We start from the raw sequence: 22,367 nt of genomic DNA, 5'->3' as shown, positions 1-22,367 counted from the left end.
TCACGATCTAGAAGTTGTAGATCGTGGAGAACTGTACGTTCTGGGCATCGGCGTCGACGCCGCCCTGGGTTTCGTATTCCACGCGGTTGTACTCGATACCGAAGGTCAGCGGATCGACCGGCGTGTAGAGCAGGTTCACGTGCGCCGACGACGAGCTGTCATGCAGAGCGTCCGTGCTGCCGACGAAATCGTCGGGATTCTCGGAGTAGGCCTTGCCGTAGATCAGATTCGTGGTGAGCGTCGAGGTGAGCTCCTGCGAAATCGTGGCGATGAAGCCGTAGCGCTCGAGTGCTTCCAGGTCGCCGTCGCTGGTCACATAGGCGTCGGCGCCGCCGGCCGGTGCATAGACGTACTTACCAATGCCCTTGCCATACACGCTCGACAGCATGAACGTGGTATTGGTCGGCAGCGACAGCGAACCACCGAGGTTCAGACCGTAACCGACCACGGAATCCTCGTCGGAACCATCGCCGTCCAACTGGTTGATATCGGTAGTAAGGTAGCGTCCGATAGCGGCAGCCTGGAAGCTGAAGGGGCCACTGGAAGTCTTGAGACGAACCACAACGTCCGGCAGCGTATTTTCGGTATCGGAGCCATCCTCCAAGCCACGAAAATTCGGATCGGCAGGAGTAGCGGCGACGTCGTCGGCAGTGCCATCAAGGCCATCCGGCCCCGCAGAAGCAGCAGTGCCACCATCACCAGCGAGCACGCTGCCGCCACCCGGATTTTCCAAGGCGAAATCGACACTGGTGTTTTCGCCGGCGTCCATGGTGTAGCGCACCTGCGCCTGGCGCTCGAACAGCTGCGCCTGCGGGCCGTAGAAGTTGAGCGTGGTGCCGTAGTTGAAGTCCGAGAAGGTCGACCAGTCGCGACCGATCAGCCAGTTGCCAAACGTCAGATAGGCACGACGCACACGCGGAGAAGGGGCGCTGTCGAACGACTCATCGTAGGGCTTGCCATAGAAGTCCATCTCGATATAACCGCCCAGATCGCCAAACTCAGTGGGAGTGGTGGTCGCGATCTTGAGACGGGTTTGCTTGACGGTAACGCCAAAATCGCCGTCACCGGGCGAGTCGGTGCCCTTGGCGTTGAGGGTGCCAATCGCATCAGACGGGCCCAGCAAGGCGTCGTGATCGTCTTCGAAATCATAGATGGCGTCGAACTTGAAGTAACCGTTGATCTTCACGTTGGTATCGCCAACCATGAAGCCTTCGCCGTCTTCAGACTTCGAAACCAGACGTTCTTCCGAACGCGGCGACTCCTGCGCCTGCTTCATTTCTTCCTGCTGCGACTGCAGCTCGTCGAAACGCTGCTGCATCTGCTGAATCTGATCGCGCAGCTGCTGCATCTGCTCTTGCTGACTTTGTGCCATCGCCGGCATCGCCGAAAACAGCAGCGGTACCGCAACGGCCGTACCAATCGCGCCACGCACAGACGCACGAACCTTGTTCGATTTGAACGTACTCATCCCTTTTCTCCCTGAGATAAAAGCTGGATCCCCCTGACCGTGTCCCACCACGATCCGGCTTGCCCTGTACGTTACCCCAGAAGGCTGGGACATTGCCAAGGCCGTGCCGGACCTGCGGTAGCGCGGCGCAGATCCGGCGTATAAGCAAACAACCTGCCAAGCGAATGCCGGCCCCTAAAGAGAAACGGAAGGTTTTCTTTTTATTTTCGATGGAATCAAGGTTTTGCCATAAAAAAATCGCGCTCGCGGTGGGTAGCGAGACCACCTTTCCGGCGGCCAAGTTCAGCGCTCGAACTTTAGTCTCAAGCGGTTAGGCGCACCACTTAAGAACACGCATTGCGCGCTCATCGCGCGCAATGGCGCTACACTGTGCGCATGAATACCCGGCCCGAAAAACTGGTCATTGGCATTTCTTCGCGAGCACTGTTCGATCTCGAGGAAAGCCATCGGGTGTTCGAAACCGATGGCCGTGAGGCGTACTGCAACTATCAGATCGAGCACGAAGAAAACGTGCTCGAGCCCGGCGTGGCCTTCGGGCTGGTTCGCAAGCTGCTGGCGCTCAACGAGGCCGAAAGCGAACGCGTGGAAGTGATCCTGCTCTCGCGTAACAGTGCCGATACGGGTCTGCGCGTGTTCAACTCCATCGCCCATCACAAGCTACCGATTACCCGCGCCGCGTTTACCAGCGGCAGTTCGCCCTATCGCTATGTGAGCGCCTTTGGTGCCGATCTGTTTCTTTCTGCCGATCCGGACGACGTACGCGCCGCGCTCAAGGCCGGCTGTGCCGCCGCGACTATCGTGCCTGGCCACTCGCTGGCGCATGAAGACGGCGAACTCAAGATCGCTTTCGATGGTGACGCCGTCCTGTTTTCCGATGAAGCCGAACGCATCTTCAAGGAACAGGGGCTCGAAGCCTTCGCCGCCAGCGAAGTCAGCTCTGCCGGCAAACCGCTGCCGGGCGGGCCCTTTAAGGCGTTTCTGGAAGCACTGACGCGGATCCAGGCCGAGTTCGACCCGGCCCGGTGCCCGATTCGTACCGCGCTGGTGACTTCACGCAGTGCGCCCGCGCATGAACGCGTCATTCGCACCCTGCGCGCCTGGCATATCCGAATCGATGAAGCGTTGTTCCTCGGCGGCATGACCAAGGCCGAGTTTCTGGAAGCCTTCGGTGCGGATATTTTCTTCGACGATCAGGCGACCCATATCGGTAGCGCTTCTCAACGTGTAGCCGCCGGCCACGTGCCCCACGGCGTCGCGAACGAATAACCCAGGGTTAGCTTTCGTGCCGATGACGGCGGCGCGCATCGACGATATAACGATTGAAGTCCTCGTTGATGCTGTCGACGATCGACTGCTTTGCGTACACCACCATCAATTTGCGGGTGTTAAGCAGGGTCGGATAGTCGATCACCAGCAAGCATTCCACGAAGTGCCATTTTGAGCTTTCGACCTGATTGGCGGTCAGCGCCCACATGCCCGCGCTCTGCGCCGGCAACTCCACGAAGTTTCGCTCGATGAGGCCCGCCTTTTCGTGGCATGTGATCACCGGATTGCGCCGCCGGGCGATAATGTCGTTCGGCTTGCGCGGGCGAACCACATCGCCGGTATCGCCGATATAGGCCAGACTGACGTGAACGTCGTCGTCGGTGATCAGACGCACATCGCGCACGGTCACCCGAACGCCGGTCGCGTTGGCACATACGATATGCACGCGGTCCTCGTCGGGTACGCTGCGCTCGGGCTGGATCAACTGCTTGAGCTTATGCTCAAGACTGCGATTACGCAGCACATAAAACGCGTAGACCAGAAACGACCAGATAATGAACGACGTTACGGTCGAAAATATGCTTAGCGCGACTTGAGACCAACTCACCGGGATCTTTCCGTCCTTTTTTAATCGACAATTCGCCGGGCAAACGCCGGGCGCCGGGATCGATACGTTATGAATACGATTGCCGCGCTTACCGTTCTCGTCGGTAGCCTCGTCGCAGCGGCGGGTATTATCGCTTATCCGCGCCTGCGCCTGCTCGTGCGTGGCCCGGCACGATTAAGTGAAGCCGAGCGCCGCCGGCTTTGGGCATTGCTGCCCTGGCGGGGTTTGCTCGACGCACGCCAGCGCGCACGCATGCCACGACTGGCGGCACAGCTGATTGCCGATGTGCGTTTCATAGGCTGCCAGGGCCTTGAAATCACAGACGATATGCGCCTCGTTGTCGCCGGCCAGGCCAGCTTGCTGTGTCTGGGCGCCACGCCGGGGGCCTTCACGTTACCAAGCGAAGTGCTGATCTATCCCGATGCCTTTTATATCCCGCAGACGTGGCCCGACGAGCAGGGACTGATGGACGATCTGCCATTACTGGCGTCGGGCGAAGCCTGGGACGACAGCCGCGTGGTGCTTTCCTGGGCCGATATCGAAGCCGCGCTGGCCGGCGCCGAGCACAATGTCGTACTCCACGAATTCGCCCATCTGCTGGACTTTGCAGCCCCGTCGCAAGAAGGCGCACCGCCACTCGATGACGCAGACGATTGGACGCATGTATTCGGCGCAGCTTTCGAGACGCTGCGCGAGCGCGGCTCACCGGCCATCGATATTTACGGCGCCGAAAATCCTGCGGAGTTCTTTGCTGTCGCGGTCGAGGCCTTCTTTCAACGCGGCGCCGAACTCGCAGCCGCACACCGCGACCTGTATCGCCTGATGGCGGCCTATTTCGATATCGACACGGCGCTCCAGCCGCCCGAATTCAGCAACGCTATTCCGAGCTGAGCTCGACGTTCGAACTGCCAGGCAGACGCTCGACGAGTTCCTTGCCGGCCAGTCGCGAGGGCGTGTAGCTGCCGCCTGCAGGCGCCTCGGTCAAGAGTTGTTTCACGATCGCCAGACTGGCATGCACGGTCACATCGTAGCCATTGGCCACGTGCACACGCGCAACCCGATGCTCACCACGCGCGTTCACGACCTCGCCCCATACATGGGTCGTGGCTTGCTCGCGCCGCGATTCGTCAGGGCCCGCGACCTTGGCGGCACGTTTTTTCAAAAGCGACTGTACCGGCGACAACCCCAGCAACGGGCGCACCCAGTTCAGACGCTGCACCTGTTTGATGCGTTTCGGTGACATCGGCATATAGACTTCGATATCGTCGATGCTCGTCGTATGCCAAGCGGTCGAGATATCCCCCCAGGGGATGGTCATCGCCTGTTTCGGGCCGTCGCCAAAATCGATCTCGCGCACACTGGCGGCCAGCGGTACGGTGGTGATGCGGCCATTGCGACGAATCTTGCCGCCGTCGGCCAGGCCTTCCACCGAGGTCTTGGCCGTGCCCGGCGAAAACCCCGAGCGCGAATCGAAGCCCAGCGCGAGTTCTACGGCATCCGGCATCGCCTCGGCCAGATAGGCGGCAATACAGTCGGTGGGCACCACATCGAAGCCCACGCCACAACACAACACCACGCCGGCCTTGGCAGCATGATCATGGCGGCTGAAGGAGTGCTCGAAGATACTGATTTCGCCCGTAATATCGAGATAGTGCACGCTTTCGCGAATACAGGCGGCCATGGCCTGAGGCGCGGTCGCCGAAAACGGGCCGGCGCAATGCAGCAGCACATCGATACCGTCCAGATGGGGCGCGATATCGGCGGCCTCGTGCATGCCGAAATCGCGATAGTCCAGCCCCAGTTCCTGAGCCAGCGGCGCCAGCGCCTCGGCACGACGGCCTGCCAGTACGGGAGTCAAACCTTCGGCTACAGCCTGACGGGCGATCAGTTCACCGGTATAGCCATAGGCGCCGTAGATCATGAACGTCGGTTGGGTCATCGTGAGTCTCTTGAATGCGGACACAGGCCACAGATCAGCCAGTAAAGGAACGTGTGGCCTTGCGGACAGCAGTAAAGAATCGTTCCGGCGACAAACGCTTGAAGCGATACTGCCAACGCGAATCGCGGTGCGAAATCACGAGGAAACGATTTTCGCGCACGGCATCATAGATATCGTTGGCCACATCTTCAGCACTCACGCGAGCACGCCGCATGAGTTTTTCCACCATGGCCCGTTGGCGGTCGTTCGTGCCACGAAACGAATCCAGCAGATTGGTGGCGAAAAAGGCCGGACAGGCCACGGTAACGCCGACGCCGTGACCATATTCCTCGCCGCGGATCGATTCCGACAGCGACAACACGCCGGCCTTGGCGACGTTATAGGCGCTCATCCCGGGGGCACTGGCGATCGCGGCGAAGGAGGCGATATTGACCAGATGGCCCCGACTTTCACGCAGCATGGGCAGTGCGGCGCGGGCGCCGCGTACCGCGCCCATGAGATTGATATCCAGCATCCAGTCCCAGTCTTCGAGCGGCGTATCGACCACGCTGCCGGCATTGGACACGCCGGCGTTGTTCACGAACACGTCGAGCCCGCCCCATTCCTCTCGGATTCGATCGAGCAGCGCATCGAAATCCTCTGGCTTGCGGGTATCCAACGTTTGCGCGATCGCATCGCCACCGGCGGCATTGACCTCGCCGGCCACGCGCTTCGCCCGCCCGCTCTGAAGATCAGTTACCGCCACACGCCAGCCTTCCCGGGCATAGCGCAGCGCAAGCTCGCGGCCGAGGCCGCTGCCGGCGCCCGTAATGGCAATACGTGACGTATTGGAATTCGGAGTTTTCTGGGTCATGAGTAGCCTGCAAGCTGTGGCGCACCGAGAGTGCGCGCGCACAGCATAGCGAAAATAGAACGAACGTCCGTTTTACATTGACCGTTCAAACATCGCCTGCCTATAGTCGCGCCATGACCCAGCTCGTACTCATCCGTCATGGCCAGGCCAGTTTCGGCACGGCCAACTACGACCGCCTGTCCGAAATCGGCGAACGTCAGGCCCGGCTGGTCGGCCGTCATTTGGCCGCCTCCGGCCAACGCTTCGACGTTCTAATCGCCGGCACCATGCAACGCCAGCAGCGTACCGCGGAACTCGTTAATAAAGCGTTCGACGACGCGCCCACGATACACACCGAGGCTGCGTTCAACGAGTATGACGCCGACGCGATCTTTGCCGCCTATACGCCGCGCGTTTTCGCCGACAACCCCGAACTGGGCGCCGCGCGCAATCAATTGAAGACCGACCGCCGCCTGTTCCAGAAGGTATTCGAACAGGTGACCTGGCACTGGCTCGCCGGCACACCACACGAACATGACAGCTGCGAATCCTGGCTGGATTTCAAAGCGCGTGTACAAACCGCGCTGGAAAAGCTGCGCGGCGAATACCCCAAGGATGCACGGATCGGCCTATGCAGCTCCGGTGGGCCGATCGCCATCTCGATCGCGACCGCGACCGGTGCACCCGACGCCAAAGCGATCGAGATCAACTGGAGCGTCTACAACGCAGCGGTTGCGGAACTGCGCTCGACCCGAGATGGCTGGCGCATGCTCGCCTTCAACGATATCGCCGCCCTGCGCGCCGCCGGCGACGACAGCCTGGTGACGTTCCGCTAGCGCGGATCGCTTCGACATGGAACGGCCCAGTCTCGAAAGCTTTACCGCACGGCACCATCTGGATAGCCGCAGCCTGTGCGCGCAGATCGTCGAAGCGCGTGAAGGCGCAATTGCGGTACGCAGCGCCGGGGCGGCCACCGACAATCTCACCCGCATCATCGAAGCCACGCTCAGGCTGGCCAACCGCAAGGGCTTCGCGGCGATGACGCTACGCGAGCTGGCCCGCGAGAGCGGCCTCTCGCTGGGCGGCCTGTATGCGTATATCGGCAGCAAGGATGAGCTGGCACGGCTGATCCAGTCCTGGGTTTCGCGCACGCTGCGCCGTGTCATGGCCAGTGCGCTCGCAGATATCGAAACCAGCCGCATGCGCCTGGCGACGGCTATCGAAGCGCATCTGCTTACCACCGAAGCGCTGCGCGAGTGGTTCTTCTTTTTATATATGGAAGCCCATCACCTGGCCTCGGATGAGCGCCGCCAAGCGGTCGCCGCCGAACGCAACTCCGAGCAGATATTCGCCGACATTATCCGCCAGGGCCAGAGCGAAGGCCGCTACGGCGCGATGAACGCCGATATCGCGGCCGGGCTGATCAAAGCCATGCTCCAAGACTGGTATCTCAAGCGCCACAAACACGGCGAGCGCGGCCTGGACGTAACGGCCTATGCCGATACCGTGACCGCCGCGGCCGAGGCGTTGCTCGACGCCAGCGGTGAAACGACAACAACGACGCACAGCTGAGGAGATTCGGATGAGCGCACTAGATCAGGCCCGCGATATTCGCGAGGGCGAAGGGATCGACGCCGCTGCACTGACCGCGTGGTGTCGCGAGCACGCCCCAGTGCTGGTGCCCCGGAACGGCGAAATGACGATCCGCCAGTTCCCGGGCGGCGCGTCCAACCTGACCTATCTGCTCGCCGTCGACGACAACGAATACGTGTTACGCCGCCCACCCTTCGGCAGCCAGGTAAAATCAGCCCACGACATGGGCCGCGAATACGGCGTGCTATCGCGGTTGCACGGCGTTTACGACTACGCCCCCGAGCCGATCGTGCATTGCACCGACGAATCCGTTATCGGCGCCGAGTTCTATGTGATGCAACGCCTGCGCGGCGTGATCCTGCGCCGAAATCTGCCTGAAGGCGTCGATCTGTCCCCGACCGAAGCCACCCGGCTGTGCGAACAGCTGCTCGACGTGCAGGCGAAACTGCACACCACCGACGTGGACGCGGCCGGCATGGCCGATTTCGGCAAGCCCGAGGGCTATATCGAGCGCCAGATCACCGGCTGGAACAAGCGTTATCGCAATGCCCGCACCGACGACGTACCGGACTGCGAAGCGCTCATGCAGTGGCTGGAGGCCCGTATCCCGAACGTCACCCGGCGCGCGATCATCCATAACGATTACAAGCTCGATAACGTCGTCTTCGACGAAAAGCTCAACGACATTATCGGCGTGCTCGACTGGGAAATGGCCACGCTGGGCGATCCGGTCATGGATTTCGCCTGCTCGATGGCCTACTGGGTACAGGACGACGACCCAAAGCCCATGCGCGATATCCGCATGGGTCCGACTCATCTACCGGGCATGCTCACGCGTGACGAGATGCTCGCGCGGTATCGCGAAAAGACCGGCCATACGATCGACGACTGGCCGTTCTATCAGGTCTTCGGCCTGTTCCGGCTGGCGGTCATCCTCCAACAGATCTACAAGCGCTATGTCGAAGGCAAGACACGCGACAAACGTTTTGCCACCTTTGGCCATGCTGTGAACGTGTTGCACGAGCAGTGCGAACGCGTAATCCGCGCTGCCTGATACGGTTTGCTGCACACACAATAACGACGACCCCACCGCGAGTATCGATATGAAGCTTTACCAGAGCGACCGCGCCCCCAACCCCCGCCGCGTACGCGTTTTCATGGCCGAAAAAGGCATCGATTTCAACGAAATCGAAATCGTCGACCTCGACCTTGTGGCGGCCGAAAACCTCAGCGAAGAATACAAGCGCAAGAACCCGCTCGGCGGCGTGCCCACGCTGGAACTGGACAACGGCACCTGTATCGCCGAATCAATGGCAATCAGCCGCTATTTCGAGGAAACCCACCCGGAACCGCCGTTGATGGGCACCGATGCCGAAAGCAAGGCGATCATCGAGATGTGGAATCGGCGCATGGAACTGAACTTTCTGTTCCCGGTGGCCATGGCCTTTCGCAACATCAGCGGCGCTTTCGCCGACCGCGAGAAATGCTCGCCCGAGTTCGGCGAAATCAGCCTCGAACGGGCGACCAAGATGTTCGGCTTCCTGAACAAGCATCTCGCCAACAACGAATACATCGCCGGCGATTCGTATTCGGTAGCCGATATCACCGCGCTGTGTACGGTCGACTTCGCACGCGTGGTCAAGCTGCGTATCGGCGAGGATCAAACGCATCTCAAGCGTTGGCACGATGCGGTGTCGGCACGGGCAAGTGCCCAGGCCTGATTCGGGTTCGAGCGCGGCGCTGGGCGGTCACTGAAAACTCGCCCGATTCAGGCCATCAGGCTTTCGGCCCTCACGAGTTTGTCGGGCCTTTGGTTTCGCGCTGCTGCTCGACCCACTTTCGTTTGCTTGTCCAAACGAAAGCAGGCAAAGGAAAACACTACCGGTTCGATCAACAAGTTCTCGTTCGCTCCAAACGGGGCCCGGATACAGGCGGCTGACGGTAGCACTGCGTCTATACAGCTATGAACTTCCAACGGGTTTCGCGTACGACGACGCCCTAGCATTGGCGGCGCCGCCACCACAGCGCTAGCATGCGCGACTGAACACACCGCAACAGCCGCCACCGAATGGAAGACGCCGTCATAACCGCCAGCGCGCAGGCGCTCTGCGACACCGTGCGCTGGTTCGCATCGCGCGGCTATTGCCCGGCCACGGGCGGCAACTTCTCGATGCGTCTGGACAACGAGCGCGTGCTGATCACCGCCTCCGGTGTCGACAAGACGGCGTTGACGCCGGCCGATCTGCTGCCGATGACCATCCACGGCGAGCTGCTGACCGAGGGCAAACCCTCGGCGGAGACCGGCCTGCATCTGGCCTTGTATCGGCGCGATCCGGACATCGGCGCGGTGCTGCATGTCCATTCGGTGGCCAATACGCTGCTCTCACGTATCGGCAATCCGCAGCGGCTGCGTTTTGAAGGCTATGAAATGCAGAAGAGCATTGCCGGCAACATCACGCACGAGGCCGCGATCGACCTGCCCGTGCTCGATAACAGTCAGAATATGGAAACGCTTTCGGCGGCGCTGGAAGCGCGCTTCGACGAGGCCGCGCCGGCGTTCGGGTTTCTAGTGCGCAGCCACGGCATCTACGCCTGGGGCGCCGATCTGGCCAGCGCACGACGGCATCTGGAAGGCTGGGAATTTCTGCTGGCCTGCGAACTGCAGCGTCAGCAACTGGAGAATAGACGATGAGCGAATTTATGGGCGATAACGACCGGCTGCGCCTGGAAGAGCCCACACCGGACGTACGCGCCGTAATCACCGATATCGAAGGCACGACCTCGGATATCGCCTTCGTGCATGAGGTGCTGTTCCCCTACGCGCGCGACTATCTGCCACCGTTCGTACGCGCGCATGCACAGGAACCGACGGTCGCGGCATTGATCGAAGATGTGCGTACCGAAGCCGACGAGCCCGATGCAGATCTTGATCGTGTCATCACGATCCTCGAAAAATGGATGGACGAGGACCGCAAGGCCACGCCACTCAAGACGCTGCAGGGGCTGGTCTGGGAAAAAGGCTATATCGACGGCGATTTCACCGGCCATGTCTATGACGACGCGGTGGCCACGCTACAGGCCTGGGCCGACGACCGGCGCGCACTGTATGTCTACTCTTCCGGCTCGGTGGCGGCCCAGAAGTTGTTGTTCACCTACAGCGACCACGGCGATCTGAGCGATCTGTTCTCGGGCTATTTCGATACCCGTATCGGCGGCAAGAAGAAGATGCGCAGCTACAAGGCAATCGCGGCCGAACTCGGTGAGCTACCGGCCTCCCTGCTGTTTCTATCCGACGTGGGCGAAGAGCTGGATGCGGCCGCCAACGCCGGCCTGCAGACCTGTTGGGTCGCACGCGATGAAAACACCCAGGAAAAAGCTAGAATGAGCGAAAGACACCCGGTCGTCGCGTCGTTCGAGGATATCGAACTCATCTGATGCCGGGGCGCGCGCCGTGATGTATCGGCGCGCGAGTGCACACAGGAGCGAACCATGAGTCGACTGACCGTCTACAACGAAAACGATACCAACAACCCGCTGCTCGATACCGACGACGCCGACCGGATCGCCGCCGAAATGGACAAGGTCGGTGTATTGTTCGAGCGCTGGCCGGCCGAGCACGCCCTGCCTGCCGATGCCAGCGCCGAGCAGATCGGCGAGGCCTATGCAGCCGATATCGAGCGTTTGCAGGCCCAATTCGGCTATGCGACCTGGGACGTCATCGGCCTGCATCCCGAGCATCCACAGAAAGACGCCATGCGGGCCAAGTTCCTCGACGAGCACACGCATAGCGAAGACGAGGTGCGTTTCTTTGTCGATGGCGCCGGGCTTTTCACCCTGCATATCGGCGACCGCGTCTATGCCACGCTTTGTGAAGCCGACGATCTGATCAGCGTACCCGCCGGCACGCCGCACTGGTTCGACATGGGCGACAAACCGCATTTCAAGGTGATTCGCCTGTTCAACAACCAGGAAGGCTGGGTGGCCAACTTCACCGGTACCGATATCGCCAAGGACTTCCGCCCTGCCGGCGAACAGATGCTCGGCCAGGGCTGATCGCGCTCGGGCGTCGTAGTCGTCGGCGCCCTTTGCCGGTGTGAATATCAGCGAATTCGCGACGCGCAGCGGTGTTTCAGCCGACACCCTGCGCTACTACGAAAAGATCGGCGTATTGCGCCAGACCGCGCGTAACGCCAGCGGTCATCGGGTGTTCGATTCGCGCGATCTGGACTGGATCGCCTTTGTCCTCCGGCTCAAGGCCACGGCCATGCCGCTGGCGGATATCCGCCGCTATGCCGAGCTTCGCGCCCAAGGCGAATCCACATTCGGCGAGCGCCGACAGATGCTGGAAACTCATGTCCGGTATTTGGAAGAAAGGATCGCGCGTGATCGCGACCATCTGAGGAATCTTCACGCCAAGATCGCGTTTTACGCCCAGAACGACCCGGCCTGACGAAACGCTTGACCTGGAGTTCACTCCAAGCCGTAGGTTACCCACTCGTTTTCTGTTTTATATTCAGGAGAGAGTGTCATGGCAGCTACGCGTTACGAAGCCGGTCTGGCCAAACTCAAGGAAATCGATGGCGCCGCAGGCGAAGCGGTCATCGACAGCCTGCGTACGATTGCGCCCGATCTGGCCCGCTACACCATCGAATTTCCCTTCGGCGATATCTATCAACGGCCGGGTCTGGATCTGAAAAGCCGCGAACTGGCGACGGTATCCGCACTCACCGCCCTCGGGCACTGCGCACCGCAGCTCAAGGTGCATATCCACGGCGCCTTGAACGTGGGCGTCACACCGGAGCAGATTGTCGAGGTCATCATCCAGATGGCGGTCTATGCCGGGTTTCCGGCCGCGCTCAACGGTATGACGGCAGCGAAGGAAGTCTTCAGCGAGCGCCGGCTGATCGAGACCTAGAACCCAACCGCTGCGCCGCCGAACTGGAACACACCGGCCTCGACCTCCATCCGGTCGAACACGCCAGTATCCAGGATCCAGTGGTCGATCAGTTCTGCAGGCGTCACATCGAACGCGGGGTTCGCGACCGTGGCATTGGCTGGCGCCCAGGACAGTTCACCGGCGGCGCCGGTCACGCCCCGTACCTCCGCGGCCAGCCGTTGTTCGATCGGTATGGCCGCACCCGTCGCACAACCGGCGTCGACGGTCGTATGCGGCGCGACCACACCAAACGGTATCCCGTGATGATGCGCCAGTACGGCCAATCCATAGGTTCCAATCTTGTTGGCGAAATCGCCATTGGCGGCAATTCGATCCGCGCCAACCAGCACGCGATCAACTTCGCCGGCTGCCATGAAGCTCGCGGCCATGCTGTCGGTGATGAGTCGATAATCGATACCCAGCTCGCCGAGCTCCCAGGCAGTCAACCGGCCACCCTGCAACAGTGGCCGTGTTTCATCCACCCAAACACTGATGCTGTTGTCGCGCTCGTGCGCGCGCCGAATCACGCCCAGTGCCGTGCCGATGCCGGCCGTGGCCAGCCCGCCCGTATTGCAGTGGGTGAGAATACGCTCGCCGGCACCGATCAACGCAGCGCCGTGTTCAGCCATCGCGTCGCAAAGCGCGCGGTCGTTGTCGAACAGGGCTTCAGCGTTGTGCACGACCGCTGTACGCCAGTCCTCCTGTTCGAGCGCGCGGGCGAGGGCGTCCATGGCATGCATCAGATTCACCGCCGTCGGTCGCGCCTCGCGCAGACGCGCTATCGCACGGCCCACCGTTTCGCGATCGTCGCCCGCTTCGACCCGCACGGCAACCAGCAGCGCGGCTGCAATGGCGATCATCGGTGCGCCGCGGGTACGCAGGGCATGAATCGCTTCGACGAGTGTGTCCACGTCGTCGACGGCGAACCACGCCTGAACATGCGGCAGACGCGACTGATCCAACAGCGTCAATCGGCCGCTGCGCACGCGCAGGGCAAGACAATCACGATCTTTCATACAACGAATGAGTCCTTGTTCTGTAAACCTTCGAATACGGGCCGCATGAAGCTGCGTTCATAGCGCCGGATACAAACGCGTGCGTTCGGCGTAGGCAAATGCGGCTTTGCAATCGACATCTTCAGCCACGCGCTTTCGATAGGTTTCATAGTCGGCGAGGCTATCGAAGGCGAACAGAGCCAGCGCGATATCGCTGGCTCCTTCGTGCGGTAGAAAATAGCCGTGGTGGGTACCACCGAAGCGCTCGACCAACGGTATCCACAGGCGCGCGTAGTGCTCGAACTCGCGCTTTTTGTACGGATCGATCTCGTAACGGAGATAGCAGGTCACCATCGCTTGTTTCCCATCGAGAACGGGTCAGATGGCCATATCACCGAATAAAGCCCAATTTGCGCAGATAGACCTTGTGGTTCAGTGCTGGCTTAGCCGCTCGAGCAGTTCGTCGGTCTTGTCGCGCATGAGCTGAATATCGCCGCGTGCTTCCACGTTCAAACGCACGACCGGCTCCGTATTGGATTTACGCAGGTTGAAGCGCCAATCGCCGAAATCCATCGACAGCCCATCGACATGTTCGACCGCTTCGGCCGAGGCGCCGTAATGCGATTCCAGATCGGCGAGTGCCGCATCGGGATCGCCGATCTCGCGATTGATCTCGCCCGAGGCCGGAAACGCGGCGATACGTTCTTCGACCAGCGTCGACAACGGCTTGCCCGTTTCCGAAATCAGTTGCGCCAGCACCAGCCAGGGCAGGTGGCCGTTGTCGGCATAGGAAAAGTCGCGGAAGTAGTGATGGGCGCTCATCTCACCGCCATAGATGGCGTCGACCTCGCGCATGGTCTGCTTCATGAACGAATGACCAGACTTGGATTGCACCGGCTTGCCGCCGTTTTCCTCGACCTGGGCGAGCGTGTTCCAGGTCAGGCGCGGGTCATGCACGATCGCCGCGCCCGGGTTCATCTTGAGCAACATTTCGGCGATCAGGCCAACGATGTAATAGCCCTCGATGAACTCGCCGCGCTCATCGAAGAAGAAACAGCGATCGAAATCACCGTCCCAGGCCACGCCGAAGTCGGCGTTGTTTTCGCGTACCGCTGCCGCCGTGGCGTCGCGATTCTCCGGCAGCAACGGGTTGGGAATACCATTAGGCAGATTGCCGTCGGGCTCGAAATGTACGCGCACGATATCGAACGCCAGATGCCCTTCGAGCGCCGATGCGACCAGGCCGGCACAACCATTGCCGGGGTTGGCCACGATCTTGAGCGGCTTCATCTGCTCGGGTTTGATCTGATCGAGTAGAAAACGCACGTAGTCGGCACGCTGGTCCAGCGGTTGGCGCTCGCCGGTACGCGTCGGCTCGGGAAACTCGTTGTCGTAGGCCATCTTTTCGATATCGAACAGGCCGGTATCGCTCGAGATCGGCTTAGCCTGTTCGCGCACGAACTTCAAGCCGTTGTAATCCTTCGGATTATGGCTGGCGGTGACCATGATTCCGCCGTCCGCATTCTGCGAGAACGTGCCGTAATAGACTTCTTCGGTGCCGCACAGGCCGATGTCGAGCACATCGGCGCCGCCCTCGGTCAGCCCGTCGATGAGCGCATCGGCGAGTTCTTCGCTGGACAGTCGCATGTCGCGACCGACGACGACCGTTTTCGCGCCCAGTTCGGCCACGAACGCCCGGCCGATACGCTTGGCGAGCGCCGCGTCGAGTTCATCCGGGACCTTTGCGCGTACGTCGTAGGCCTTGAAGAACGGATAATACTGGCCCATCGGGTCACTCCTTGGTTATGTCCGGGGTCGAGGTCGACTGTGAGGCGGGCGCGCCTGGAACCTTGTCTTCGGCACCAGGTTCACTGTCGCTGCGGCCGTAGACGTCGTCAAAACGCACGATATCGTCTTCGCCAAGATAGCTACCCGATTGCACTTCGATCAGGTCGAGATCGACCTTGCCGGGATTTTCCAGCCGGTGCACCGCGCCCAGCGGGATGAAAGTGGATTCGTTCTCGGTGAGCAGGCTTTCACGCCCGTCACAGGTAATCCTGGCCGTGCCGTGCACCACGATCCAGTGTTCTGCACGATGATGATGTTTCTGCAGCGACAGGCGCCCGCCCGGTATCACGCGGATATGCTTGACCTGAAAGCGCTCGCCGACCGCGATCTGCTCGTAGCTGCCCCACGGCCGGTACGCCTTGCGATAAGCCGTGGCCTCTTCTCGACCGCTGGCGATAAGTCGCGCGACGAGCTGACGAATCTGCTGTTCGCTGCCCCGGTCGGCGACGAGTACGGCATCGCCGGTTTCAATGACGATGGTATCGCGCAGACCGATCGTGGCGACCAGCCGATCCTGACTGTGCACGATACAACCGTGGCTGTCTTCGATCACGACGTCGCCTTGCACGCTGTTGCCGTGCGCGTCGGCACCTTTGGCGTCGGCCACCGCCGACCAGCTGCCCAGATCCGTCCAGCCGGCATCGAGCTCGACCATGACGGCATCGTCCGCGCCTTCCATCACCGCATAGTCAATCGATTTCGCCGGGCTCTGTTCGAACGCGTTTTCTTCGAGCCGCAAAAAATCGATATCGATATGGGCGTGGGCGTGCGCGGCCCGGGCGGCTGCATGAATCGCAGGCGCCTGACGCTCTAAAGAGGCCAGATAGTCGCGCGCCCGGAACAGGAACATACCGCTATTCCAGTAATAGTCGGGGTCTTCGAGATAAACGGCTGCACGCGCCTTGTCCGGCTTTTCGACAAACGTCTGTACGCGGCGTACGCCTTCATCAACGGTTTCGCCTGCTTGGATATAACCGAAACCCGGCTCGGCCCGGCCGGGACGTACGCCGAAAAGCGTAAGTCCACCGCGCGCGGCACGCGCTCGGGCGCGTTGGATGGCCTGTTCGAAGGCCACGGCGTCGGCAATCGCGTGATCGGTGGGCAATACGAGCAGTTCGGCGTCTTCGCCGTGCTCGGCCAGCGCTTCGAACGCAGCGGCGGCTACGGCAGGCGCGGTGTCGCGGCGGGCGGGCTCGATGAGTACCCGACCCGGCATTGCGCTTGCCCGCAGCTGTTCGGCCATGACGAAGCGATGTTCGACGTTACCGATCAGCAGAGCCGGGCCGACATCGTCCAGCCGGCTCACGCGCGCCAGTGTCTGTTCCAGTAGGCTGGACTCTCCGTTAAGCGCCAGAAACTGTTTGGGCCGGCTTTCTCGCGACAACGGCCACAGGCGCGTACCGACGCCGCCTGCGAGCAAAACCGGTATCAGCATCAAGTTTCTCCACGTCCGCCGTAATAAGGAATGAGATACTGCGACATCATGCCGCGGGTTTTATAACAAAAATGATGCCTTATCCGCGCCCGATACGAGGCGAGGCCCGGCGTCTAGTATAATTTCTTTGTAGTTCAGGACCACGACCGTCGCGTATCGATACGCGACGGTGTGTGCGCTCTCACGCTTTATAGCAGGACAGGACGATGTACCCGTGACACCACGCATAGCGACAAAGCCGTTCGCAGCCCTGCTGGGTGCGCTGCTTTTCGTATCGTCGGTGGCCACGGCGGTGACCCTTGACGAGTTGCAGCACGAAATCGATACCGGCAAGTTCGATGCCGCCGCGCGCTTGTCGCAGACGTATCTGGAAGCGCGGCCGGGCAATCGCGATGCGCGCTTTATCCATGCGCGCGCGCTGGCCGGCCAGGGCCATGTGGACAAGGCGATCGCCGAGTACGAGAAACTCGCCGCAGACTACCCGCTACGCGTCGAGCCGGCGAACAATCTGGCCGTGCTGTACGCCGACCAGGGCGAATACGACAAAGCCCGCAAATGGCTGGAAAAAGCATTGGCGACCCAGCCGGCCTATGCCACCGCCCATCGCAACCTGGGTGATGTGTATACCGCGCTTGCGGAGCTGGCCTATCGCAAGGCCCTGGGCAGCGACGACAACGACACCCAACTACCTTTGACGATGCTTGATCGTCTATATTATGCGCAGGAATCGGTCGCGCCCGGGAGCGCGCCGACGCCGGCGCCGGCGAAACGGCCTGCCACGCCGGATTCAAACAACAATACGATCAGCGATCAGGCCAGCCGCAGCATTATCCAGAGCATCCGTGCCTGGGCGCAGGCCTGGTCTGCTCAGGACTTCGATGCGTACACCGACTTCTACGCCGACGACTACGATCCGGGGGATGGCATGAGCCGCGCCGAATGGCTGGACTTGCGCCGGGCACGGTTGGGCAAGCCCGAGGATATTCATATCCGGGTCGAGGATCCGACAATTACACGGTTGGCCAACGGTGCCGTGCAGGTGGACTTCACCCAGGAATACGAATCGCCGCGCTATAGTGACCGTGTCGACAAGCAGCTGGTTCTGACCCGTACCCCGGCGGGCTGGCGCATTCTGCGCGAAACCACGGGAGCCAACTAGTTTCTATGCGTGCCCGTCAGGCCATCTACGGTTTTCTGCTGCTCGCGTGCTGCGTGGCATGGACAGCCGCGCTCGCCGCAGGGACTGAAACCCAGGCCGCGGCCGCCGGCAAGGTTCACTCCAGTGCCGAAGCCCAGCTATTGGCGGTGCTCAATCTCGCTCAGAAGGGCGATTACGATAGCGCGATCAACGATCTATCCGATCTGATCGAAGCGCGCCCGAATTTCCGCCTGGCGCAGCTCGTCTACGGCGAACTGATGGTCGCGCGCACCGGGCGCAGCATCGACCCTGCGATCAGCGAAAAAATGCGCGATCAGCGCGACGCCTTGCTCGACGAGGCAAAAAGCCGCTGGGCGCATCGTGTGTCCGCGGCCACCGACGGCAAGGTGCCGGACGTGATTCTGCAACTCTCGCCGGAATACGATCACGTCGTCGTGGTCGATCTGTCGAACAATCGCCTGTACCTGTTTGAAAACGAGCAGGGCGTGCCGCGGCTGCTATCCGATTTCTATACCACCATCGGCCGTGGTGGCGCCGGGAAGCAGGTTGAAGGCGACATGCGCACGCCGATCGGCATTTATCACATCACCCGCTATATCGACGACAACCGCCTGCCCGAAATCTACGGCGTCGGTGCGCTGCCGGTGAACTACCCCAACGCTCTCGATCGGCTGCACGGGCGTACCGGTTACGGTATCTGGCTACACGGCGTGCCACGTACGACCTATTCGCGCACGCCGCGTGCCAGCGAAGGCTGTGTCGTCATCGCCAACGACGACTTCGAGTCCATTCGTGAACAGGTCACAATTGGCAAGACGCCGGTGATCATGACCACCGGCCTGAACTGGGTCTCTGCCGCCGAGGTGGAGCAGCAGCGAAGCGACATGCTTGCGGCGATCGAATCCTGGCGCCACAGCTGGCAGGCGATCGACACGAAATCCTATCTCGCCTACTACGCGCCCAGCTTCATCAGCGATAAGGGTCTCGACAAGGAAGACTTCGCGATCGAGAAGAAGCGTATCAACGCAACCAAAACCAAGATCGAAGTCGACCTGAGCGATATCAGCATCATGCGTTATCCCGGCGAGGACCGAATGATGAAGGTGATGTTCAACCAGGCCTACACCAGCAACAATTATCACGCCGAAGATCGCAAGGTTCAGTACTGGCGACAGAGCGACGACGGTGATTGGCAGATCGTTCTGGAAACCGAACAGGACTGAGCAGCAACACCAGCGGCTAAGCCACGCGCGGCCTATCTGCGACTAGACAACAGCTCGGCTCGAACACCTCTACGCGATCGACGAGGCCTCGTACGCCACGCGCGCAGGCGGTCGGGTATTGGCATCGTCGTCGCCGGGTAGCGGCCAGGCGTCCAGCCGCCGCACACCGGCGCCCACACATATAAGCGTTGTGGGCTAGGTCTGGCTGATAGATTAAAGATTACTTGCCGGCGGTGCGCTGCTGGGCGATCAGATAATCGGCCACTTTGAGCATGCGATCGTTGCTGCCGGCGGTACGCCCGGTGACATAGTAACGACCCGCTACGGTAAGGCTCGGTGTGGCCGTTACCGGATACGCCTGCATTGCCTGTGCGGCCTGGCGTAATTTGGCGGTGATTTCGTCGCTTTCATAAACTTCGACGAAACGCTCGCCGTCTACGCCCTGCGACACCATGAAATCGCGCATTGCCGATTCGCTGAGCAGGCGCCGGCCTTGTTCGTGGATAGCGGCGAAGATCTTGTCGTGAACCTGCTCGAGCACGCCTAGCGTTTCGGCAGTGTAATAAAGCCGTGCATAGGGCTCGCCGCCGGCGCTGAACAATACCGGTATCCGTGCGAATTCGACATCGTCGCCCAACGCATCACGCCAGGCGTTGAGATCGGACTCCAGGTGATAGCAATGCGGGCAGCTATAGAGAAAGAACTCCGTGACGTGAATCTTGCCGTCGTCGGGCTGATCGATCGGCTGCTTGGCCGGCAGATAGTGCTCGCCTTCCACATAGCGCGAAATCATAAGCCCCTGAGCGTGGACTACGCCCACGATCAACAGCAGAATCAAGCCCGTTCCAATGCGCCACGTCTTCATCTTCGCTCGACCTTGTTGAAGCGCAGCCCGACCGGTCAGCTACTGCGCGTTGGCATTTTCTTCGTTATCAGCCGCGTCATCTTCCTCGGCGTTCTCGTCCGCCGTATCGGCCGCATCATCGCCAGCCGCCGCGCCGGTTTCTTGCTTGGCAGCGGCATCTGCATCCTGCGACTGCTGCTCGCTGGCGTTGGCATCCTGCGGCGAAGCTTGCTCACCGTCGCCGCCTGTCGCCGCATTCTGGCCGGCAGCAGCGCCCGCCGGGCCACCGGCATTCTGCATCAAGGCACCGTAATCGTTGCCTTTCTTATCGCCGGTGGCGGGCGCCAGCCCGGCGACATAGGACGATAGCGCCTGGATATCGTCATCGCTGAGGTTTTCAGCGACGCCGTTCATGATCGTGGCATTGCGATAGCCCGCGCGGTCACCGCTGCGATAAGCCTTGAGCTGGGCGGCAATATACTGGGACGACTGACCCGATAACCGCGGGAACTTGGCGGCCGCGTTACCCAGGCCGCTCGGGCCATGGCACCCGGAACAGGCCGGCACGCCCTTTTCCGAATTACCGCCGTGGTACAGCACGGCGCCGGCAGGCGCGACTGCGACATCAGCAGCGCCGGGGCGCGTTTGCTGGGCCGCGAAATAAGCCGCCAGGTTTTTCATGTCCTCGTCGCTCAGACCCGCTGCCTGCCCGGCCATGATCGCGTTCTGGCGTTCGCCGGACTTGAACAGCTTGAGCTGCTCGTAAATATACGGCGCGCCCTGACCGGCGAGCTTTGGAAACTGGCCGGATTCCATGTTGCCCTGCGGGCCGTGACAGGCCGCACACTGGGCGGATCGGGTCTTGCCGGCCTCGACGTCGCCGTCCACCAACGGCTCGGCAGCGACCGCCCCGGCACAGATCATCAAGCCGAACAACACAAAAAAGCGCTTGGTCATGTCGTAGTCGTCTCCGACGCAAAACGGCAGCACAATGGCGCTATCCGATGCCTATCGGATCTTGGCTGCCCACTGGATATAGTCTTTATTGTATACCACCCGTCACGTACGCCACAGTCTCGCACATGTCCGCCCTGTTCTCTTTCACTCTGTTTCTGCCGGTTCGTTCGACATGACAAGCATTACGCCTGCCGATTTTAAAGCAATGCGCTTCATATGCTCAGCACCCAATCCGCGCGCATTCCCCGAACCGGCGGGCGCGGAAATCGCTTTCGCAGGACGTTCCAACGCGGGTAAATCCAGCGCACTCAACGCCCTTTGCGAGCGCACCGGGCTCGCGCGCACCAGTAAGACGCCAGGCCGTACACAGGCCATCAATTTCTTTACCAGCGACCAACTTCGCTTCGCTGACCTGCCGGGCTACGGTTTCGCCAAGGTTCCGCCCGCAGTCAAGGCCGCCTGGCAGGCGCTCATCGAAGGCTATCTGGCAACGCGCACCACGCTGGCCGGCGTTGTACTCATCATGGATGCACGCCGCCCCCTCATGGAGTTCGACCGTCAGCTCATTGGCTGGGGTGAAGAACAAGGCCTGGGTTTTCACCTGTTACTGACCAAAGCCGACAAGCTGTCGCGCAATCAGCAGCTCAATATCCTGCGCAAGGTCGAACGCGAGATGCCGGACGCGAGCGTGCAGTTGTTTTCCGCCACCAAACGCCAGGGTATCGACGAAGCACGCGCTGCGATCGCGGCCTTTGCCACCGGCGTTAACGAGCAGGTGGTGCAATAGCGCGCCGATAGGTGCAAATGCGAATCATTCTCATGTATGCTCGAACGGCATCCTTCAGGAGGGCCTATACATGGGATATGACATTCGGGCCTGGCTCGACCGACAGGGCCGCCCCCAGCTAGAGATCATCGATATCGATTCCGGCCATGTGCAGGTGGCCTGGGACGGTGGCGGCGAACGCTCGCCCGCTATCAAGTCCTTGTTTCACGAACTGCTTCTGCTGAGCGTGCGCGAGGATCTCAACCGGCGCATGCCGGCAAAACCCAATTGACCAAGCGTTGTTTACACGCCATACCGCAAACGTCGACCGCTCATCGGAAAACCGGCCGTTTTAATCGACGCGCCGGTTTTTCTATGGCATAAAGTAGCCACAACAACAGTTTGATTGCTCAGGGAATAAAAAGCCCCGGCGGTAGGGGGAATACCGCCAGGGCACACGATCCAGCCTTGGGGGGAACCGGATCGAATTACCGCTCAG

At 61.0% G+C, this 22,367-nt stretch carries 24 protein-coding genes and 1 pseudogene; 15 read left to right on the top strand and 10 right to left on the bottom strand.

Features of this window, described 5'->3' with window-relative positions; translation table 11 throughout:
- Window positions 1–7: 7 nt before the first annotated feature.
- Window positions 8–1,468, bottom strand: a complete 1,461-nt coding sequence (locus tag SSPSH_RS02225) for a DcaP family trimeric outer membrane transporter (protein ID WP_006914381.1) — start codon at window positions 1,466–1,468, stop codon at window positions 8–10.
- Between the two features lie 375 nt (window positions 1,469–1,843).
- On the opposite strand from SSPSH_RS02225, the gene SSPSH_RS02220 reads away from it, so the two are divergent.
- Entirely contained in the window at window positions 1,844–2,734 is an 891-nt protein-coding gene (locus SSPSH_RS02220; RefSeq protein WP_006914382.1) for a 5'-nucleotidase, read from the top strand.
- Between the two features lie 7 nt (window positions 2,735–2,741).
- On the opposite strand, the gene SSPSH_RS02215 is transcribed toward SSPSH_RS02220, so the two are convergent.
- The gene (locus tag SSPSH_RS02215; RefSeq protein ID WP_006914383.1) at window positions 2,742–3,341 is read right to left on the bottom strand and encodes a hypothetical protein; all 600 of its coding nucleotides are present in this window, start codon (window positions 3,339–3,341) and stop codon (window positions 2,742–2,744) included.
- Window positions 3,342–3,410: 69 nt separating this feature from the next.
- Between SSPSH_RS02215 and SSPSH_RS02210 the strand changes: the two genes are divergently transcribed.
- Window positions 3,411–4,232, top strand: a complete 822-nt coding sequence (locus SSPSH_RS02210) for a M90 family metallopeptidase (RefSeq protein WP_006914384.1) — start codon at window positions 3,411–3,413, stop codon at window positions 4,230–4,232.
- Here SSPSH_RS02210 and SSPSH_RS02205 read toward each other — a convergent pair.
- Both SSPSH_RS02205 and SSPSH_RS02200 read right to left on the bottom strand, forming a co-directional pair.
- A complete protein-coding gene (locus SSPSH_RS02205; protein WP_006914385.1) occupies window positions 4,219–5,280 on the bottom strand; it encodes a saccharopine dehydrogenase family protein in 1,062 nt (353 codons plus the stop codon). The genes SSPSH_RS02210 and SSPSH_RS02205 overlap by 14 nt on opposite strands.
- Window positions 5,281–5,314: 34 nt before the next feature.
- A complete protein-coding gene (locus tag SSPSH_RS02200; RefSeq protein ID WP_006914386.1) occupies window positions 5,315–6,133 on the bottom strand; it encodes an SDR family oxidoreductase in 819 nt (272 codons plus the stop codon).
- A 113-nt stretch (window positions 6,134–6,246) separates the two neighbouring features.
- Here SSPSH_RS02200 and SSPSH_RS02195 point away from each other — a divergent pair, with 113 nt between their 5' ends.
- The 9 genes from SSPSH_RS02195 to SSPSH_RS02155 all read left to right on the top strand — a co-directional run bounded on the left by SSPSH_RS02195 (window position 6,247) and on the right by SSPSH_RS02155 (window position 12,620).
- Window positions 6,247–6,948: a histidine phosphatase family protein gene (locus SSPSH_RS02195; RefSeq protein WP_006914387.1), complete on the top strand. Its 702-nt coding sequence runs from the start codon at window positions 6,247–6,249 to the stop codon at window positions 6,946–6,948.
- A 16-nt stretch (window positions 6,949–6,964) separates the two neighbouring features.
- Entirely contained in the window at window positions 6,965–7,684 is a 720-nt protein-coding gene (locus SSPSH_RS02190; RefSeq protein ID WP_006914388.1) for a TetR/AcrR family transcriptional regulator, read from the top strand.
- Between the two features lie 10 nt (window positions 7,685–7,694).
- Entirely contained in the window at window positions 7,695–8,759 is a 1,065-nt protein-coding gene (locus SSPSH_RS02185) for a phosphotransferase family protein (protein ID WP_006914389.1), read from the top strand.
- Window positions 8,760–8,808: 49 nt separating this feature from the next.
- Window positions 8,809–9,426, top strand: coding sequence for a glutathione S-transferase family protein (locus SSPSH_RS02180; protein WP_006914390.1), 618 nt, complete (start codon window positions 8,809–8,811; stop codon window positions 9,424–9,426).
- 347 nt (window positions 9,427–9,773) lie between these two features.
- On the top strand, window positions 9,774–10,397 hold the full coding sequence (locus tag SSPSH_RS02175; RefSeq protein ID WP_006914391.1) for a methylthioribulose 1-phosphate dehydratase: 624 nt from the start codon (window positions 9,774–9,776) through the stop codon (window positions 10,395–10,397).
- A complete protein-coding gene (gene mtnC, locus SSPSH_RS02170; RefSeq protein WP_006914392.1) occupies window positions 10,394–11,140 on the top strand; it encodes an acireductone synthase in 747 nt (248 codons plus the stop codon). Before SSPSH_RS02175 ends, mtnC begins: the two co-directional genes overlap by 4 nt.
- Window positions 11,141–11,194: 54 nt before the next feature.
- Window positions 11,195–11,758: a 1,2-dihydroxy-3-keto-5-methylthiopentene dioxygenase gene (locus tag SSPSH_RS02165; RefSeq protein WP_006914393.1), complete on the top strand. Its 564-nt coding sequence runs from the start codon at window positions 11,195–11,197 to the stop codon at window positions 11,756–11,758.
- A 40-nt stretch (window positions 11,759–11,798) separates the two neighbouring features.
- Window positions 11,799–12,155, top strand: coding sequence for a MerR family transcriptional regulator (locus tag SSPSH_RS02160; RefSeq protein WP_006914394.1), 357 nt, complete (start codon window positions 11,799–11,801; stop codon window positions 12,153–12,155).
- A 78-nt stretch (window positions 12,156–12,233) separates the two neighbouring features.
- A complete protein-coding gene (locus SSPSH_RS02155) occupies window positions 12,234–12,620 on the top strand; it encodes a carboxymuconolactone decarboxylase family protein (protein ID WP_006914395.1) in 387 nt (128 codons plus the stop codon).
- On the opposite strand, the gene mtnA is transcribed toward SSPSH_RS02155, so the two are convergent.
- The 4 genes and pseudogenes from mtnA to SSPSH_RS02135 all read right to left on the bottom strand — a co-directional run bounded on the left by mtnA (window position 12,617) and on the right by SSPSH_RS02135 (window position 16,919).
- Window positions 12,617–13,657, bottom strand: a complete 1,041-nt coding sequence (gene mtnA, locus SSPSH_RS02150) for an S-methyl-5-thioribose-1-phosphate isomerase (protein WP_006914396.1) — start codon at window positions 13,655–13,657, stop codon at window positions 12,617–12,619. The genes SSPSH_RS02155 and mtnA overlap by 4 nt on opposite strands.
- Window positions 13,654–13,990, bottom strand: a pseudogene (locus SSPSH_RS02145) (NIPSNAP family protein). The gene mtnA and the pseudogene SSPSH_RS02145 overlap by 4 nt, the downstream one beginning before the upstream one ends.
- A gap of 78 nt (window positions 13,991–14,068) precedes the next feature.
- Window positions 14,069–15,424, bottom strand: a complete 1,356-nt coding sequence (locus SSPSH_RS02140) for a phosphohexomutase domain-containing protein (RefSeq protein ID WP_006914398.1) — start codon at window positions 15,422–15,424, stop codon at window positions 14,069–14,071.
- A gap of 4 nt (window positions 15,425–15,428) precedes the next feature.
- The gene (locus tag SSPSH_RS02135; RefSeq protein WP_006914399.1) at window positions 15,429–16,919 is read right to left on the bottom strand and encodes a mannose-1-phosphate guanylyltransferase/mannose-6-phosphate isomerase; all 1,491 of its coding nucleotides are present in this window, start codon (window positions 16,917–16,919) and stop codon (window positions 15,429–15,431) included.
- A gap of 214 nt (window positions 16,920–17,133) precedes the next feature.
- On the opposite strand from SSPSH_RS02135, the gene SSPSH_RS02130 reads away from it, so the two are divergent.
- On the top strand, window positions 17,134–18,078 hold the full coding sequence (locus tag SSPSH_RS02130; protein WP_006914400.1) for a L,D-transpeptidase Cds6 family protein: 945 nt from the start codon (window positions 17,134–17,136) through the stop codon (window positions 18,076–18,078).
- Window positions 18,079–18,083: 5 nt separating this feature from the next.
- Window positions 18,084–19,301: a L,D-transpeptidase family protein gene (locus tag SSPSH_RS02125; RefSeq protein ID WP_006914401.1), complete on the top strand. Its 1,218-nt coding sequence runs from the start codon at window positions 18,084–18,086 to the stop codon at window positions 19,299–19,301.
- Between the two features lie 220 nt (window positions 19,302–19,521).
- On the opposite strand, the gene SSPSH_RS02120 is transcribed toward SSPSH_RS02125, so the two are convergent.
- Together SSPSH_RS02120 and SSPSH_RS02115 are read right to left on the bottom strand one after the other, a co-directional pair.
- A complete protein-coding gene (locus SSPSH_RS02120) occupies window positions 19,522–20,166 on the bottom strand; it encodes a thiol:disulfide interchange protein DsbA/DsbL (protein ID WP_006914403.1) in 645 nt (214 codons plus the stop codon).
- Between the two features lie 39 nt (window positions 20,167–20,205).
- Window positions 20,206–21,102, bottom strand: a complete 897-nt coding sequence (locus SSPSH_RS02115; RefSeq protein WP_006914404.1) for a c-type cytochrome — start codon at window positions 21,100–21,102, stop codon at window positions 20,206–20,208.
- Window positions 21,103–21,307: 205 nt separating this feature from the next.
- Here SSPSH_RS02115 and yihA point away from each other — a divergent pair, with 205 nt between their 5' ends.
- Window positions 21,308–21,889 (top strand): ribosome biogenesis GTP-binding protein YihA/YsxC, encoded by a 582-nt coding sequence (gene yihA / locus SSPSH_RS02110; RefSeq protein WP_006914405.1) that lies wholly within the window; start codon window positions 21,308–21,310, stop codon window positions 21,887–21,889.
- Window positions 21,890–21,959: 70 nt separating this feature from the next.
- Window positions 21,960–22,160 carry a hypothetical protein gene (locus tag SSPSH_RS02105; RefSeq protein WP_006914406.1) on the top strand — a complete coding sequence of 67 codons (201 nt, stop codon included), beginning with the start codon at window positions 21,960–21,962 and terminating at the stop codon, window positions 22,158–22,160.
- The last annotated feature ends 207 nt before the right edge of the window (window positions 22,161–22,367 follow it).

This window comes from Salinisphaera shabanensis E1L3A (assembly GCF_000215955.2).
GTDB classification, from domain to species: Bacteria; Pseudomonadota; Gammaproteobacteria; order Nevskiales; family Salinisphaeraceae; genus Salinisphaera; species Salinisphaera shabanensis.
The sequence above is the reverse complement of the archived record's forward strand: the minus strand, read 5'-3'. Positions and strand labels throughout refer to the sequence as shown.